The sequence below is a fragment of the Clostridium pasteurianum DSM 525 = ATCC 6013 genome (assembly GCF_000807255.1).
GTDB classification, from domain to species: domain Bacteria; phylum Bacillota; class Clostridia; order Clostridiales; family Clostridiaceae; genus Clostridium_I; species Clostridium_I pasteurianum.
Window position 1 is genome coordinate 1,263,177 of the sequence record NZ_CP009268.1, and the last position, 15,907, is coordinate 1,279,083.

At 30.6% G+C, this 15,907-nt stretch carries 16 protein-coding genes; all 16 read left to right on the plus strand.

From position 1 onward, the window contains the following. The first annotated feature begins 74 nt into the window (after nucleotides 1–74). The 16 genes from CLPA_RS05675 to CLPA_RS05750 all read left to right on the plus strand — a co-directional run bounded on the left by CLPA_RS05675 (nucleotide 75) and on the right by CLPA_RS05750 (nucleotide 15,855). A complete protein-coding gene (locus CLPA_RS05675) occupies nucleotides 75–383 on the plus strand; it encodes a hypothetical protein (protein WP_236900388.1) in 309 nt (102 codons plus the stop codon). Beyond that, nucleotides 380–994: a hypothetical protein gene (locus CLPA_RS05680; RefSeq protein WP_003448131.1), complete on the plus strand. Its 615-nt coding sequence runs from the start codon at nucleotides 380–382 to the stop codon at nucleotides 992–994. The genes CLPA_RS05675 and CLPA_RS05680 overlap by 4 nt, the downstream gene beginning before the upstream one ends. 30 nt (nucleotides 995–1,024) lie before the next feature. Then, nucleotides 1,025–1,393: a hypothetical protein gene (locus CLPA_RS05685; protein ID WP_003448129.1), complete on the plus strand. Its 369-nt coding sequence runs from the start codon at nucleotides 1,025–1,027 to the stop codon at nucleotides 1,391–1,393. 20 nt (nucleotides 1,394–1,413) lie between these two features. Then, nucleotides 1,414–3,855, plus strand: a complete 2,442-nt coding sequence (locus tag CLPA_RS05690) for a glutathionylspermidine synthase family protein (protein ID WP_003448127.1) — start codon at nucleotides 1,414–1,416, stop codon at nucleotides 3,853–3,855. 145 nt (nucleotides 3,856–4,000) lie between these two features. Continuing rightward, a complete protein-coding gene (locus CLPA_RS05695) occupies nucleotides 4,001–4,468 on the plus strand; it encodes a hypothetical protein (protein ID WP_003448125.1) in 468 nt (155 codons plus the stop codon). A 349-nt stretch (nucleotides 4,469–4,817) separates the two neighbouring features. After that, entirely contained in the window at nucleotides 4,818–5,618 is an 801-nt protein-coding gene (locus CLPA_RS05700; RefSeq protein ID WP_003448123.1) for a MerR family transcriptional regulator, read from the plus strand. Nucleotides 5,619–5,779: 161 nt separating this feature from the next. After that, nucleotides 5,780–6,979: a trans-sulfuration enzyme family protein gene (locus CLPA_RS05705; RefSeq protein ID WP_003448121.1), complete on the plus strand. Its 1,200-nt coding sequence runs from the start codon at nucleotides 5,780–5,782 to the stop codon at nucleotides 6,977–6,979. Between the two features lie 155 nt (nucleotides 6,980–7,134). Next, nucleotides 7,135–7,875: an epoxyqueuosine reductase gene (locus CLPA_RS05710; protein ID WP_003448119.1), complete on the plus strand. Its 741-nt coding sequence runs from the start codon at nucleotides 7,135–7,137 to the stop codon at nucleotides 7,873–7,875. Nucleotides 7,876–7,908: 33 nt separating this feature from the next. Next, on the plus strand, nucleotides 7,909–8,682 hold the full coding sequence (locus CLPA_RS05715) for a tetratricopeptide repeat protein (protein ID WP_003448118.1): 774 nt from the start codon (nucleotides 7,909–7,911) through the stop codon (nucleotides 8,680–8,682). Further along, nucleotides 8,672–10,045, plus strand: a complete 1,374-nt coding sequence (locus CLPA_RS05720) for an aspartate aminotransferase family protein (protein ID WP_003448116.1) — start codon at nucleotides 8,672–8,674, stop codon at nucleotides 10,043–10,045. The genes CLPA_RS05715 and CLPA_RS05720 overlap by 11 nt, the downstream gene beginning before the upstream one ends. A 14-nt stretch (nucleotides 10,046–10,059) precedes the next feature. Beyond that, nucleotides 10,060–10,995 carry a 3-hydroxyacyl-CoA dehydrogenase family protein gene (locus tag CLPA_RS05725; RefSeq protein ID WP_003448113.1) on the plus strand — a complete coding sequence of 312 codons (936 nt, stop codon included), beginning with the start codon at nucleotides 10,060–10,062 and terminating at the stop codon, nucleotides 10,993–10,995. A gap of 121 nt (nucleotides 10,996–11,116) precedes the next feature. Beyond that, nucleotides 11,117–12,013 (plus strand): DMT family transporter, encoded by an 897-nt coding sequence (locus tag CLPA_RS05730; RefSeq protein ID WP_003448111.1) that lies wholly within the window; start codon nucleotides 11,117–11,119, stop codon nucleotides 12,011–12,013. Nucleotides 12,014–12,261: 248 nt separating this feature from the next. Beyond that, on the plus strand, nucleotides 12,262–13,068 hold the full coding sequence (locus CLPA_RS05735) for a basic amino acid ABC transporter substrate-binding protein (RefSeq protein WP_003448109.1): 807 nt from the start codon (nucleotides 12,262–12,264) through the stop codon (nucleotides 13,066–13,068). A gap of 78 nt (nucleotides 13,069–13,146) precedes the next feature. Then, nucleotides 13,147–13,803, plus strand: a complete 657-nt coding sequence (locus tag CLPA_RS05740) for an amino acid ABC transporter permease (RefSeq protein ID WP_003448107.1) — start codon at nucleotides 13,147–13,149, stop codon at nucleotides 13,801–13,803. Then, the gene (locus tag CLPA_RS05745) at nucleotides 13,800–14,522 is read left to right on the plus strand and encodes an amino acid ABC transporter ATP-binding protein (RefSeq protein ID WP_003448105.1); all 723 of its coding nucleotides are present in this window, start codon (nucleotides 13,800–13,802) and stop codon (nucleotides 14,520–14,522) included. The genes CLPA_RS05740 and CLPA_RS05745 overlap by 4 nt, the downstream gene beginning before the upstream one ends. A 136-nt stretch (nucleotides 14,523–14,658) precedes the next feature. Further along, the gene (locus tag CLPA_RS05750; protein WP_003448103.1) at nucleotides 14,659–15,855 is read left to right on the plus strand and encodes a trans-sulfuration enzyme family protein; all 1,197 of its coding nucleotides are present in this window, start codon (nucleotides 14,659–14,661) and stop codon (nucleotides 15,853–15,855) included. Nucleotides 15,856–15,907 lie beyond the last annotated feature (52 nt).

The following is a 15,907-nucleotide window of genomic DNA, read 5'->3' on the forward strand; positions in this document are numbered from 1 at the left end:
ATCTTATATTGTGTTTATGCAATCAAAAATAATGTTATGGTATAATGAAGTGCACTGTAATATTATGGTTTGCAATGCAAGTAATGTTAAACAATGAATTCAGAATGGTATGTGCTGTGCAGCCATTAATAAATTGTAATATAGAGGTGGACCTAATGAATGGATTAGAACAATACTTATATTCTAAAGTAAAAGTATATATTTATACTAATATTAAAGATTATAATAATGAAAAAGCTGAAGTGATATTAGAAGGAGTAACTTTAGAAAAAATAGATGGTAATTTTATAGACCTAAAGGACGAGAATAATATTATTCATCGTATTAATGTGGATAAATGCTTCTCTTTTGTGGTTGAAGCTTATGGGGGAAGCAGATATTGATAGATAGAATTATTAAACAATATTATTATGATTTATATAAAAAATTTTATTTAAATGCAGGTATAATGTCATGTTTTGTTAAATCACTTCCCTTTGTTTCAGCAATAAACATGCAAAATTTAAATCTAGAAATAAAACAGAAATCATCTTCCTTAAAACTGGAGTTGATAAAAGAAGATTTAATTATAATGGATATATCAGCTGAAAAAGGGCTGAATTATGCATATAAATATAGAGGTGAGTATACTATAATACCTGATTTTAATATGGTATGTCATGATTTTGGAATAGTGAAAAGTAAGCCTATACTGGAAAAACTTACTTTATTTAAGGATGTAAATTTAAAAGTTGCTGATAAGTATATGATTGTATTAGATTATAATCGCTACAAAAATGTTGAGATAAAAAATATAAATGAATACAATAATCAATATGAGGTTACAGAAGAAGATTTACCAGAAGTTGAAATGATAAAATTTTTAGATATAAAAACTGTTTCGTATATATGTCCCCATAAGATTAAAGAGGATATAGCAGCATATTTGAATTATCTTAAATTCAACAATATAAATGTAGATATTAAATATGTTGATTCAATCACAAAATCTTAGTCTATTAAGAGGATAGGAGTTAAATTTGTTATGGACAAAAAGAAAATAGCATTAGGTTTGGTAGTTTCCATGTTGGTTGCCAGTCCCCTATATGGATGTCAAAATGGTATAACGGATAAGGATAAGGAAGAAGCAGAGCAGCAGCAATCTGGTTACAGTGCTCCATTTACATACTATCCCAATTCTTTTTTTAGAGGATATACTGTAAATAATGGTGTGAAGTCAAATGTGGATTTTTTTGGATGGCACAGCTGGACTAATTCTAGTACTGAAGTAAATAGTCCCTACACAAATTCAAGTACTAGTATTAAAGGAACTAAAGGAGGAGTTACCTCCATTGACGGCAGTACCAGCAGTTCCCATTATAGTGGAGTTCATGGAGGCAGTGCTACAGGCTAAACAGGAGGGCTGTTTAAAAAATGAAATACAATAATGTAGTAGATAAATTACTTTTTGATTATTATTCTATACATTGCAGACGAAAGGGGGATATTTATTCCCCTTATCCTTTTTATCTTTCAGGAGAAGAGTATAGAAAAATTAAATTTTTTACAGAGAGAATACACAAATTGTCTTTAGATATATTGAATAATATAGACAATAAATATGAGGATTATAAGGATATGCTTCCTGACTTTCCTCTTAAGGATAAAATTTTAAATTTATCAGGAGAAGTTTCTGAGGTTTTTTGGGTGAGATACGATTGTTTCATTGAGGATAATAATAAAGTATTTTTCAGTGAAGGTAATTACGACAAACCTTGTGCTCAAAGAGAGCTTGCAATAGGTGAATATTTTAACTGTGATAATAATGTAAATAAGAAGTTTGTGGAAAATTTCAAATATAAATTTAAATTAATTGTGGATAAATACTATGGTAATAAAAAAATCAATATTTTAATATTAGCAGATCCCTGTCATTACGAGGAAGTACATTTGTCAATGCTGTACAGAGAATGGCTTGAAGATAGTAATATAAATGTAATTTTAGGTGGAAGCAATAATATATATGTAAGAGATGATAAAGTATATTGTTTTGAAAAGCCTATTCACATTATATTGAGGCAATTTCCTGCTGAAAATCTATATGAAGTTAATAATATAGAAACTGTATTAAAATTATATGAGGAAAATAAAGTACTTATAATAAATGATCCTAGAATGATAATTCTTCAAAGTAAAAGTATCTTTGCTTATTTTCATAAATTACTAAAAGAAGAAAGGCTGGATAGGAATACTGCAAATATAGTAGAAGAGTGTATACCCTATACAGAAGTATTATCTAGGGAAATTATAAGTAAAGCCAGAGAAAATAAAGATAAATACGTAATAAAACCTGTACTAGGGCGTTATAGTGAAGAGGTATTTATAGGAAAGTTATACTCTCATGAGGAATGGGAAGATATAATAAAAAGTATTGAAAACAATACAGAACATTATATTTTACAGGAATTTAGGAACATACGAAGGGACAACATCATTGAGATAAAAGGAGGATATCCATACAATGTAGATGCTTTCTGTAATTTTGGTGTATATTTATGCTGCAATGAAGTTACGGGAATTTGTTCAAGATGGAATTATGATTATATTACAGAAAACAGCACTACCTTTGTTACACCCATTGGAATAAAGGATAATGCTTTGGAGATTAAACATAATAAATACATAAAAGACAAGAATAAAGAGTACAAAACTATAAATTTGGAACTGGTTAAGTCTGGATTTTTAGGAGCTTACAATAATGCAAGAGAGTATATAGCTTTAGATGAGCTCCATTTGAGCAAAGATAAGTTTTTAGAATTGAAGTATGCCTCAGAAGAAATTTTGAAAATATTTAATAAAGTCTCTGAATTTATCTATGAAAATAAAGGATGGTTTGACCAAATTTTAGGTATAGAAAATATGGATAAAAGTATATATTCTAAAAAGGACTTTAATTATTTGAGTATTTTAGGAAGAATGGACTGGGCTTTGGATATAGATAATAATTTAAAGTTAATGGAGCTTAATAATGAAACTCCTGCAGGTTTATATGAAGCATCCATAGTGAATGACTATCTTATAAAAAGGTATAAACGAGATGTAGAAAATCCCAATGAGAACTTTTATAATATTTTGCCTAGAAACATAGAAAGGTACATAGTAAAATATTCTCCAAAGACTATAGGAGTATTTAGCACTTGTTATTATGAGGATTATTATAATATAGACATTATTTTTAATATGGTAAAAAATATTGCTGGTAAATATAATGCGAAAGTATTAAAAGGTAATATATATAATTTAAGAGTTGAAAAAGATAAATTGTATTATTTCAATGAAAACATAGATATGATTTATAGGTACTTTCCTCTAAATTGGTTTGATAAATTTAATCTTCAGGAAGTTGGAAAATGGATAAATAATAGAAATTGTATAAATCAGCCTGCTACTATGATAGCACAAAGCAAAGCATTATTTGCTGTTATATATGAAATGATAAAGACAGATTTCTTTATGGATAATGAAAAAAATATAATATTAAAATATATACCTTATACAGATTTAAGTTATAGATCCATGAAAACTGTAGATTACATTTGTAAGCCTTTGCTTGAAAGAGAAGGTAATGGCATATACAGAAGTTGCGAGTTGTCTGATTTTTATTTGGAAAATATGGAAAATTATATATTTCAGGAGAGGATAAATATAAGGCCTTTAAGATACATCTCTAATTCAACTTATAATCAGAAAAAAGTGAATTTATTTCCTATACTGGGATGTTTCTATAGTAAAAATGAGTTTATGGGAGTCTATTGCAGACTAGGTGATTTTATAACTAAAGAAAATTGTGTATATATGCCTCTCTATATTGACTAAACCTTTGTAGATATTGTAATTAATGTTGTTTATTTAATGAATACTAGTTGAATAATAGCTATTTAAGGGAAATATAGTATTTAAATATGAAATTTATGGTAAGGCGTATAGTAAATTTTCTCTTTTTATTTAAGGTGGTATAGATATGAAAAAGATAAAAAATTTAGCTGTTGTAATAATAGTATCACTTTCATTATTATTTACAGCCTGTGGAGATAAATTGGTGAGCAGATCTTACGTGGGAACTTATAAATTACATGAGGTAGATGGATATTATCTAGGCAAGGGAACTAATGAAGATGATAAAATGGAATATATTTTTCAGACGGAACCTATAGATAACTCTGATACATTATCGGATAATATAGATGTTACTGATGGAGTTAAGATAAAGGATAATTATACTAAAGAAGAAAAGGAAAATATATTAAAGCAAGCTAATAAGTCCATATCGAAAGAATCTATGAATATTTTTAAAAATATTCTGGGAAATGAAAATACAGTAACTGTCTTCGCAGCTTCTTATAAAGATGATAATGGGGGGATTTTTACTAAGTATGAATATGAAATTATGGTTAAGAAAGATAAGATAAAGGATTTTGATAAGGATTAATAAAATTTTATAATAAACACATTACAAAAATCTCCTGTCAATTTTCGGGAGATTTTTACATTATAGATATATAACTTGAAATATAAATTTAGATTTTTTATATCAAGTTACTCAGGCTATTTATGAGTATCTACATTTAATTATGAATTTGGATATCTATAATGATATATTAATATTATCACAAATAATAATAAAATCATGTGTAATTGACAGATGATATCAAATCGTGTTATATTTTGTTGGTAAATTATAATTAAATTAAAATTACATTAAATATATATGTATTTAATACCTTATATAATACATACATACTAATTTTTGTATATTACAATAATATTGGGAGGTATATATGAAAGAATTATATTCAATTGGTGAGACAGCAAAACTTATGGGCATTTCTGTTCAAACTCTTAGAAACTATTCTAATTTACAATTATTAAAACCACAATATATTGATGATTATACAGGTTATCGTTACTATTCTTTTAAACAATTTCACTACATAGATAGAATTAAATATTTAAGATCATTAGGTCTTTCACTGTCTGAAATAGAAGAAATTTTAGATGATGGTAAACCAGATAAAATGTTATCTTATCTTGAATTACAGGAGAAAAGAATTGCAGAAGAATTGAACAAGCTTAGAGAAACTTATGAGGATATAAAATGGTATATAGGTTATTTTGAACATCTTAATGAATATCATTTTGATAATATTCCCTATGTACTTAAATTTGACACAAGATATATTATGTATGTAAATCATTTTGAAGATGATACAGTAGAAACAGTAGAAACAAGGCTTGCAGGACTTAAGAATAAACAGGATTTAAAATATAGAAGGCAATATGGCTACATTGCAGATTTTGATAATTTAATTAAAAAGAAATTTGTTCCTCAAAAATATTTTATTTACCTTAAAGAAAAACCAACAAAGGAAGCAGATTGGTTTATGGAACTGCCAGCAGGTGAATATTTATGTTTTCGCGGAAAAATTTGTACAGATGACTGGAATCCGTCTATGGTAGCAGCTTATTTTAAAGATCATAAAAAACCAACCTATGTTATAGCAAATGAGCATGAAGACAATTTGTCAGAATATCATGAGTGTCCTTATGAAATACAAACATTAATAAAAAAAAGTGAATAAAATTATAAAAAAGATAAAAACATCCCATAAAAATTATTGACTCTGTAATAAATATAGACTATATAATCAGCTTAAGTTGAATTTATATATTTTGTTTATATATAAAAATAATTAAAAATAATACTCAGAGTATTTTTATTATATGTTATGGAGGCAATAATATGAAAAAGAGAAATATTAAATTTAGTGAAGCTACAGAACTTTTATATGAAGGGGAAAAGATAAATGGCTGTGACCTTACACCAGAGTCTGCTCCTATATTTTTAACTACAGCTTTTACTATGGGAAATTTAGAAAATGTACAAAATACTTATGATGAAAAAGGATATACTTATGTTCGTACCCGTAATCCTAATAGAAATTCTTTAGCAGAAGCAATTTCATTTCTTGAAAAAGGTAAATATAGCCTTATCTTTTCTTCTGGAATGGGTGCTATTACAACAACCTATTTTTCAGTATTAAAACCAGGAGATCATTTTATTGCTAATGAAAATATCTATGGAGAAACTTTTGATGCAATTAATTTATTGCTTGTAAATTATGGTGTATCAGTTGATTATGTAGATTTTACAAATTTAGAAGCAGTAAAATCAGCAATAAAGCCAAATACTAAAATGATATATACAGAAGTTGCAAGCAATCCTACAGATCGTCTTTCTGATATTGAGGAATTGGGAAAGATTGCTCATGCAAATGGTGCAATGCTGATGGTTGATAATACCTTTACAACTCCAATTGCAATCAAGCCTATGACTTTGGGAGCAGATATAGTAATTAACAGCTTGACTAAATTTATAAATGGACATAGCGATGCATTGGCTGGATCAATTACAGTTAATGATAAAGAAATATTTGATAAAATTCATACTATACGAATGCTTACTGGAACTTCTGGATGTCCTTTTAGTGCATGGACAGTTTATAGAGGTATCCATACAATGGATTTACGTGTAAGAAAACAGATGAAAAATGCTGCATTACTTGCAAAATCCTTAGAGGATCATCCAGCTGTTTTAAAAGTAAATCACCCATCTCTTGATAGCAATCCACAGGCAGAACTTGCTAAAAAATTGTTCAAGAATAAAGAGACCATGACAGGCATGCTAAGCTTTGAAATGCCAGATGACAGGCAGAAAATCAATGAATTTATGGATAGACTTTCTCTAGCTCATTATGCACCAACACTTGGAGGAATTCGTACTACACTTTCACATCCATTACATTCTTCTCATCATCATGTGCCTAAGGAAGATCTAGACAAAATGGGGATTTCCTATGGACTTATGAGAATTTCTGTGGGGATTGAGGATATAGAAGATTTAATTTCAGACTTTAATTATGCTTTAGAGGTATTCCAATAATTTAGATTTTTATTCTATAACTAGCTGCTGAGCCCTGAGCCTTTCAGGGGGAGCAGCTATAAATATATAGATATTTATAACCAATATATATTTGAATTTTTACTTTTGATTATGAGAAGATTAGAAATATATGTTGATTAGAGGAGGATTCATCAATGGAGTTATCAGAAGTTGTTGAAAAAATTGTTAAAGATGAAGTTAAAAATCATAAAGAAAATTTTCGATTTCGTGAACCCATTTTGGGTTTTGCCAGTGCTGAAGATCCTTTGTATAGTCAATTAAGTCAAATTATAGGTAATAAGCAGCTGCATCCAAAAGATATAATGGCTGATGCAAAAACAATAATTGTATACTTTATTCCATTTTCTCTGGAAATTATTAAAAAGATTCAAGGGCAGAAAAATATAGTTCAGGAGTGGTCAGATAATTATACAAGTACAAATATACTACTTGGCAGAATCAGTGATATATTAAAAAATGAATTGACCAACAGAGGAATTTCCGTTGCCACAGAACCTCCTACTAATAACTATGACCCTATACAATTAAATGCCAAATGGGCACATAAGTCTTCTGCAGTTATTGCTGGAATTGGAACTTTTGGATTGAATAGACTTTTAATAACCAAGAGTGGTACAGCAGGACGCTTAAACAGCTTAATAATAAATGAGGAGATTGAGCCAACTAAGCGAGATGATAAAAGTTCTTATTGTCTTTATTATAAAACGGGAAAATGTAAGGTATGTGTTGAGAAATGTCCCTCCGGAGCCTTATCTACAGATGGTTTTGATAGATTTCGATGTAATGCCTATTTAGATGGAAAGAACATCCATGATTTACAGCAGGGATGCGGCATGTGTAGCTCCGGACCTTGTGCAGCAAAAGGATTCATATAGAAATAATTATATATAAGGATTGGAGGAATTTCTTTGAGCACTTATACAGATAGGGAACATGAAAAGGAACTGAAAGAGACCTTATATTGGATGAGTAAGGAGCCTATTACAAAGGAAGAAAAGTATTATTATGGAGAATATCAATATAATCTAAAGGATTATATTGAAGCTGTAGTATGGTATAAAAAATCTGCAGAAGAGTTTTATATTCCTGCTATGTATAAACTAGCCTATTGTATGAGAAATAATTTGGGAATTTATTCTGATTATGAGATTGAAAATGAGCTTTTTAAAAAAGTAATAAATGAAGATAAGAAGCATGTACAGACAGAAAGTATTTACAGGCTTGGTATGTGCTATAACTATGGTTATGGTGTGGAATCAGATCACAAAAAAGCAGTTTCATATTTTAGAAAGATTGAAAATGAAAGTGCAGCTGCCATGTACGAGTTAGGTCTTATATATAGAGATGGAAAAGTTGGCTATGCAGTAAATAAAGAGAAGGCAAGGCAATATCTTCGTAAGGCTTATGATGGTTTTTACGAAGATGCTATTTTTGCTTTATTTTATATGTTTAAAGGTGAATTTTCTCATTTTCCATATATAAGAGAAATTAAGGAAGCCTATAGTTTTAAACTTGGACAGTTGATGAGAGTAGCTGAACTTAACCCCTGCAGGGAATATATCCTTCGCTTGGCGGATTTTTATTACAGGGGATATCCAGGAGATACTGGAGAAAAATTGGAGAGATTTCGCAGTAAAGCACAAAAATATTATAAGAAGGTAGGGATAAGTAATGTTAAATAGAGAATTACCAAAAATAATAACTGAAAATTTACCAGGGCCTAAAGGAGAAGAGATAATAGAGAGACGTGGAATTGCTACACCAGATGCTATTCATTGTGGCTATCCTTGTGTAATGAATAAAGCACAGGGGGCAATTATAGAAGATGTAGATGGCAACAAATTCCTTGATTGGATAGGTGGAGTTGGTGTGTTAAATGTAGGACATGCTCATCCAGAAGTGGTGGAAGCAATTCAGAAGCAAAGTGAAAAGTATCTTCATGGTATGTTTAATGTAGTAACTCATGAAGGCTATGTTAAACTTGCAGAAAAAATGAATGAAATTGTGCCGATAAAGGGTAAAGAGAAGAAGACAATGTTTGTAAATAGCGGCGCAGAGGCAGATGAAAATGCAGTAAAAATAGCTAAAGCATACACAAAGAGACCAAATATAATAGTTTTTTCTGGTGCTTTTCATGGTAGAACTATGCTGACTATGGCCATGACATCAAAAAAAGCTTATTCCTTTGGCATGGGACCATTTCCTGATGGAGTATATCGTGCAGAATATCCTTACATGTATAGAAAACCAAGCGATATGAGTGATAGTGAAGCCATAGATTATTATATTTCAAAATTAAGAAGAGTGTTTGAAGAATCTTCACCAGCTGAATTTGTGGCAGCTGTTGTACTGGAACCTTTACAAGGGGAAGGTGGATTTATACCAGCACCTATTGAATGGGTAAAAGCAGTAAGAGAAATATGTGATGAAAAAGGCATATTATTAATAGCAGATGAAGTTCAGTCTGGCTTTGGTAGAACTGGGAAGATGTTTGCCTGCAATTATTGGGAAGAAGCAGGATTTTTACCTGACATTATAACTTCTGCAAAATCTATTGCTGGAGGAATGCCTTTAAGTGCAGTTACAGCTAGAAGTGAAATATTTGATGCTGTTCCAAGGGGTGTAATTGGAGGAACTTTTGGAGGAAATGCAGTTTCCTGTGCTGCAGCCCTAAAGGTAATTGAAATTATAGAAAGGGATGGACTATGTGAACGTTCCAGAATAATAGGTGAAAAATGCAGAGAAGTTTTCAATAAATGGGTAGATAAGTACGAAGTTGTAGGTGATGTACGTGGTATGGGCGGAATGATAGGCATCGAATTTGTAAAGGATAAAGAATCTAAAGCACCTAATACAGAACTTGTTTCAAATTTGATACAAGATACTGCAAGGCATGGCCTTTTAATTGAAAATGCAGGGACTTATGGAAATGTTGTACGATTTTTAGCACCTCTTGTGATGACTGATGAACAGCTTCGGGCAGGGCTTGAAATTCTAGAACAAAGTATATGCAGATGTGTAATAAAAGATGAAAATTATCTATAAAAAGAGGTGATAGTGTGAAAGAAAAGACATTTAAAAAAATTGTTATAGCAGGTGCGGGACTTATGGGTGCTTCCATAGCACAAATATTTCCACAATATGGATATGAAACCACCATATATAGTAATAGAGAACAGGATTTTCAAAGGGCAAAAGAGATTATAGCTAACTGCCAAAATACACTGATTGAAAACAATATTATAGCTGATAAACTTTCACAGGAAGTTCAGAAAAGCATAATTTATACTACTGACTTAGAAACTGCTTTTAAAGAGGCTGATTTAATAATTGAAGCAATACCAGAGGTATTTGAAATCAAAGTTGATTTCTTTAGAAAAATTTCAGATATAATACCTGAAGATTCTATAGTTGCCACTAATACTTCAGCAATTTCTATTAATGATCTAGCAGAAAACATATCTAATCCTCAGAGATTTTGTGGAACCCATTGGTTAAATCCACCTCATATTATACCTTTAGTGGAGATTGTAAAGAGCAATAACACCGCTGAATTGGTAGTTGATTCACTGTTAACTCTAATGAAAAGCATCAATAAAAAACCCGTTGTGCTTAAAAAGGATATAAAAGGATTTTTATCTAATAGATTACAGTTTGCACTACTAAGAGAGGCAGCCTATCTTGTAGAAAATGATGTAGCTACTCCAGAAGATATAGATAATACTTTGAAATATGGTAATGGAATAAGATATGCTTGTTCTGGTCCCTTTAAAATTGTGGATTTAGGCGGAATTGAAGTATTCAATAATGTAGCTAAGTATCTGTTTCCAGTCTTAAGTAAAGAAACAGAAGTATGTAAATTATTAAATGAAATGGCTGAAAAAGATTACAATGGAATATCCAATGGACAGGGTTTTTACCAATATACAGAAGAAAGTGCATTGAAAGAAGAGGAACAAAGAGACAAAAAAATGATTAAAATCCTTGAATTTTAGGCAGTATATTTGAAAATTGATTAAATTTCTTATACTTTTTAATAAAGCAAACAATTAAAAATTATAATTGAGGAAATTATAATTGTGTAATTTCCTCAATTATTTATTTAAGGAGAAAAGAATGAAAAAACAGGTAGTTAAAGCTAATTTATTACTTTTACTTGCAGCAGCTATATGGGGATTTGCCTTTGTAGCTCAGAGGGTAGGAATGAAATATATAGGAGCCTTTACCTTTAATGCTGTGAGATTTGCATTAGGAAGCATTTCACTTATTCCGCTAATACTTTTTTATAATAACAAAAATACTTTAAAGAATAAAAAAGGGGATTTAAAGCATGTCTTTACAGCAGGTGTTTTAGCAGGAATTCTTCTTTTTATAGCTGCATCACTGCAGCAAGTAGGACTTTTAGGTACTACTGCTGGAAAGGCAGCTTTTGTAACAGGTTTATATATAGTGTTTGTACCTATTATGGGGATTTTTTTAAAACAATACATAGGTATTAATTCGTGGGCTGGAGCCATCATTGCCATTATGGGATTATATTTCTTGTGTGTAACGGAAAAATTGTCAATATCCTATAGTGATTTTCTTGAACTATTATGTGCCTTTTTCTTTGCAATTCATATTTTAGTAATAGATTACCTTTCTCAAAGGGTTGATACATTAAAACTAGCTTTTTTTCAATTTTCAACCTGCTCAATTCTAAGCTTAATAACAGCAATATCCTTTGAAAATATAACAATAAACGGAATTTTACAAGCATCAATACCTATTATATATGGTGGTATTTGTTCTGTTGGTATTGCTTATACACTGCAAATTGTGGCACAAAAGCATGCGGAACCATCACATGCAGCTATAATTCTCAGTATGGAAGCATTTTTTGGGACCATTGGAGGATTTATAATTTTAAAGGAACATTTAGGTGTTAAAGGTATTTTAGGTTGTGCATTAATGCTTATTGGAATGCTTTTATCTCAAGCTAAAATTTCAAAAAATGATGATGTAGCTGTTTGACAAGATCAAAAGTGCATAACGAAATTGAGGAAATTTTAATTGTATAATTTTCTAAATTAAAAAAATTTAACTGATTTTTTTGATAAATTAAAAAAAACAGGTTGACTCTATAATAAGTATAGAGTTTATTATATAAACAAATTTAAAGACGTATTTATAAAATTTTAATAATAAATAAGCGCTTATTATTGACTATTATTAAAAACTAATCAAAAAAAATATAAAATTGGAAAGCGAGTGTTAATGAAATGAAAAGAAAACTATCTCTTTTTTCTATACTTTTAGTTATTATACTGTTACTTTCATCCTGTGGAAAGAGTTCAGCTAGTGAAAGCAATACAAGCGAAAAGAAAAAACTTACTATACTAACTTATGCAAACTGGAATCCATTTGAATACTTAGATAAAGGACAATTAGTTGGTTTTGATATTGATTTAATTAAAGCATTAGCAGATGAAGCAGGTTATAAATATGATATTAAAAATTCCGGATGGGATGCAATGTTTAATCAGATAAAAGGTAATAAAGCTGACTTGGGTATATCTGGAGTTACAATTACTGATGCAAGAAAACAAACTTATGATTTTTCAGTTCCATATTTTATATCAAGACAGAGTATTGTAGTTAAAAATACAAGCACTGTTAAGTCAGGAGCAGATTTAAAGGACAAAACTATAGCTGTTCAAAATGGATCAACTGGTCAAGAAGCTGTAGAAAAACTTATTGGAAAAGATAATCCTAATATTAAAAAATTGAAAAGCGGTTTATCCTATATGGAACTTATGCATGGTGATGCTGATGCTGTAGTGGGTGATGATACAAGCAATAAGGAATTCCTTAAAAATAATTCAAATCAAGATTTGAAGATAATTCAAGATAAAGATTCATTTGCACCTGAATACTTTGGTATTATTTATCCAAAAGGCAGTAAAATAAAAGCAGATTTTGATAAGGCATTAGATAAATTATATAGCAATGGAACTTACACTAAGATATATCAAAAATGGTTTAAGGTAGATCCAGACATTAATGAATTAAAAGCACAGGAAAAGTAATATTAAAAGGCATGTGCAATGAAAAAAGACCTAAAATTTATCATTATATAAAATTCAGGTCTAAAGGAGGAATCTTCATTGGATTTTCGATTTGATATCATAAAAGAATACGCTAACTTCTTTCTAACGGGAACTTTGCTGACAATTGGTCTATCAATCGCAGGAGTTTTCTTTGGTACAATAATAGGTTTAATAATGGGTCTTGGCAAGATGATAAGAAATAAGTGGGTGGCTCTTCCTTTTGCCTGTTATGTAGGCTTCTTTAGGGGAACACCGTTATTGGTACAACTTTTAGTTATTCACTTTGGTGTTATTCCAGCAATACTGGGTGAGGCAAATGGAATCGTTGCAGCTATAGTGGCACTGTCATTAAATGCAGGTGCATATATAGGGGAAACTTTTAGAGCTGGTATACAATCAATAAATAAAGGCCAGATGGAGGCTGCAAGATCCCTTGGAATGACTCACGTTCAGGCTATGAGACATGTAATTCTTCCTCAGGCCATTAAGAGAATATTACCTCCCCTTGGTAATGAATTTATAAGTCTTATAAAGGATTCTTCACTGGCATCCACTATTGCTACTCCAGAACTTATGTATTGGGCTCAAGCCATGAATGCACAGTATTATCGTGTTTGGGAGCCGTATTTAACCTCGGCGCTTATTTATCTTATACTTACTGTTTCTATGGGACATATTTTAGGCTGCCTTGAAAGGAGGATGTACAAAAAATGATTAGAGTTGAGCATCTGAAAAAATCCTTTGGAGATAATCATATTTTAAGGGATATTAACGTTAAGATAAATCAGAAGGAAGTAGTAGTTGTTATTGGACCTTCAGGAGCTGGAAAATCTACATTTTTGAGATGTATTAATCTTTTGGAAACTATAACAGATGGTAATATATACATTGAAAATGTTGATATTACGGATAAGAAGACAAACATTAATAAAATAAGGGAAGAAGTTGGAATGGTGTTTCAGCAGTTTAATTTATTTCCTCATTTAACTGTAATTGAAAATATTATGCTGTCACCTGTAAAAGTGAAAAAAATTTCGAGGGAAAAGGCCTATGATAAGTCAATTGAACTACTAAAAAAGGTAGGACTTGAGGAAAAAGCAAAGGCATATCCTGATTCCCTATCAGGAGGACAAAAACAGAGAATAGCTATAGCAAGGGCTCTTGCTATGGAACCTAAGATAATGCTTTTTGATGAACCTACTTCAGCATTAGATCCAGAGATGGTTGGTGAAGTGCTGGATGTTATGAAACAGCTGGCTAAAGATGGAATGACTATGGTTGTTGTTACCCATGAAATGGGATTTGCAAGAGAAGTGGGAGATAAGATTTTATTTATGGATGGTGGATATATAGTTGAAGAAAGTTCACCAGATGAGTTATTCAATAATCCTAAAATGGACAGAACAAAAGAATTTTTGAGTAAAGTATTGTAGTTTTTAATATTAATAAATTAGAGAAGTTACTTAGATAGTTTAAATAGCTAATATTATATTGAAGATGTATAGTCAAAAGGACATATATCCATATATTTATATAGAGTTTAAGTATAGCTTTGAAGGGAGATATTACATGTTTAAAGAAAGCGAAAAGGAATTTTCATTTGAGACAGAATTATTAAAACAGGGAGCATATATTCGTGAACTTGCCGCTAATCCTGAAACTGCCCCAATTTATTTGACAACCGCATTTAATGTAGAAGATCTTGATGATTTGCAGGCAAGATATGATGTAAAAGGATTTTGCTACAATAGAAATAGAAATCCAAATAGAAGTACATTAATTGAGCTAATGACTTATCTTGAAAAGGGAGAAAATTCTATTATATGCAGTTCAGGTATGGCAGCTATATCTACAGCAGTTTTATCAATAGTAAAGCAGGGAGATCATATTCTTTCAGATCAGACCCTTTATGGGGAAACTATTGATATATTCAGTAAGGTGCTTTCTGGATATGGAGTTGACGTTACTTATGTAGATTTTACGGACTTGGATCAGGTAAAAGCTGCGGTAAAAGAAAATACAAAAATATTGTATACGGAAACAGTATCCAATCCAATGATTACAGTAGTGGATATTGATGCTGTAGCAGATATTGCTCATGCCAATGATGCTGTATTAATAGTTGATAATACATTTATGACACCAGTGGCATTCAGGCCAATAGAGCATGGAGCAGATCTTACTGTTAATAGTTTAACCAAATTTGCAAATGGTCATAGTGATGCTGTATGCGGTGCTCTTACTGGGAGAGCAGATTTAATTCAAAAGGCATATAATCTTCAAGTGCTGCTTGGAACTTCAGCAGATGCCTTTACTTCATGGCTTGTACAAAGAGGAATGCGTACAATGTCCCTTCGTGTTGAAAAACAAATGTCCAATGCTGCAAAGCTTGCAAAGGCACTGGAAGAATCACCTTATGTATTAAAAGTAAATCATCCAAGTCTTGAAAGTCATCCACAGCATGAATTGGCAAAGAATTTGTTTAAGGATACATACGGAGGTATGTTAAGCTTTGTACTTCCAGATAACAAAGAAAAGATCAATAAATTTATGAGAAAATTGAACTTGGCCCATTATGCCATGACTTTAGGAGGATATCGTACTACCATTTCTCATCCTGTTATGTCCTCCCATTATGATATACCTGAAGAAGAGAGGCTTAAAATGGGCATAACTTATGGTCTTTTAAGAATATCTGTAGGAATTGAAAATGCTGATGATTTAGTGGAGGATTTTCTGCAGGCATTAGAGGCTTTTGCTGAATAAAATAAAACTGTTAATTTGTAGAGTTTAATATATTCCAATATATAAAACTGCT

Excerpts from the sequence above, each read along its gene's own strand:
- CLPA_RS05700 (WP_003448123.1), top strand. The coding sequence starts at position 4,818 with ATGAAAGAATTATATTCAATTGGTGAGACAGCAAAACTTATGGGCATT.
- CLPA_RS05720 (WP_003448116.1), top strand. The coding sequence starts at position 8,672 with ATGTTAAATAGAGAATTACCAAAAATAATAACTGAAAATTTACCAGGG.
- CLPA_RS05750 (WP_003448103.1), top strand. The coding sequence starts at position 14,659 with ATGTTTAAAGAAAGCGAAAAGGAATTTTCATTTGAGACAGAATTATTA.
- CLPA_RS05695 (WP_003448125.1), top strand. The coding sequence starts at position 4,001 with ATGAAAAAGATAAAAAATTTAGCTGTTGTAATAATAGTATCACTTTCA.
- CLPA_RS05730 (WP_003448111.1), top strand. The coding sequence starts at position 11,117 with ATGAAAAAACAGGTAGTTAAAGCTAATTTATTACTTTTACTTGCAGCA.
- CLPA_RS05745 (WP_003448105.1), top strand. The coding sequence starts at position 13,800 with ATGATTAGAGTTGAGCATCTGAAAAAATCCTTTGGAGATAATCATATT.
- CLPA_RS05685 (WP_003448129.1), top strand. The coding sequence starts at position 1,025 with ATGGACAAAAAGAAAATAGCATTAGGTTTGGTAGTTTCCATGTTGGTT.
- CLPA_RS05710 (WP_003448119.1), top strand. The coding sequence starts at position 7,135 with ATGGAGTTATCAGAAGTTGTTGAAAAAATTGTTAAAGATGAAGTTAAA.
- CLPA_RS05705 (WP_003448121.1), top strand. The coding sequence starts at position 5,780 with ATGAAAAAGAGAAATATTAAATTTAGTGAAGCTACAGAACTTTTATAT.
- CLPA_RS05735 (WP_003448109.1), top strand. The coding sequence starts at position 12,262 with ATGAAAAGAAAACTATCTCTTTTTTCTATACTTTTAGTTATTATACTG.
- CLPA_RS05675 (WP_236900388.1), top strand. The coding sequence starts at position 75 with ATGCAAGTAATGTTAAACAATGAATTCAGAATGGTATGTGCTGTGCAG.
- CLPA_RS05690 (WP_003448127.1), top strand. The coding sequence starts at position 1,414 with ATGAAATACAATAATGTAGTAGATAAATTACTTTTTGATTATTATTCT.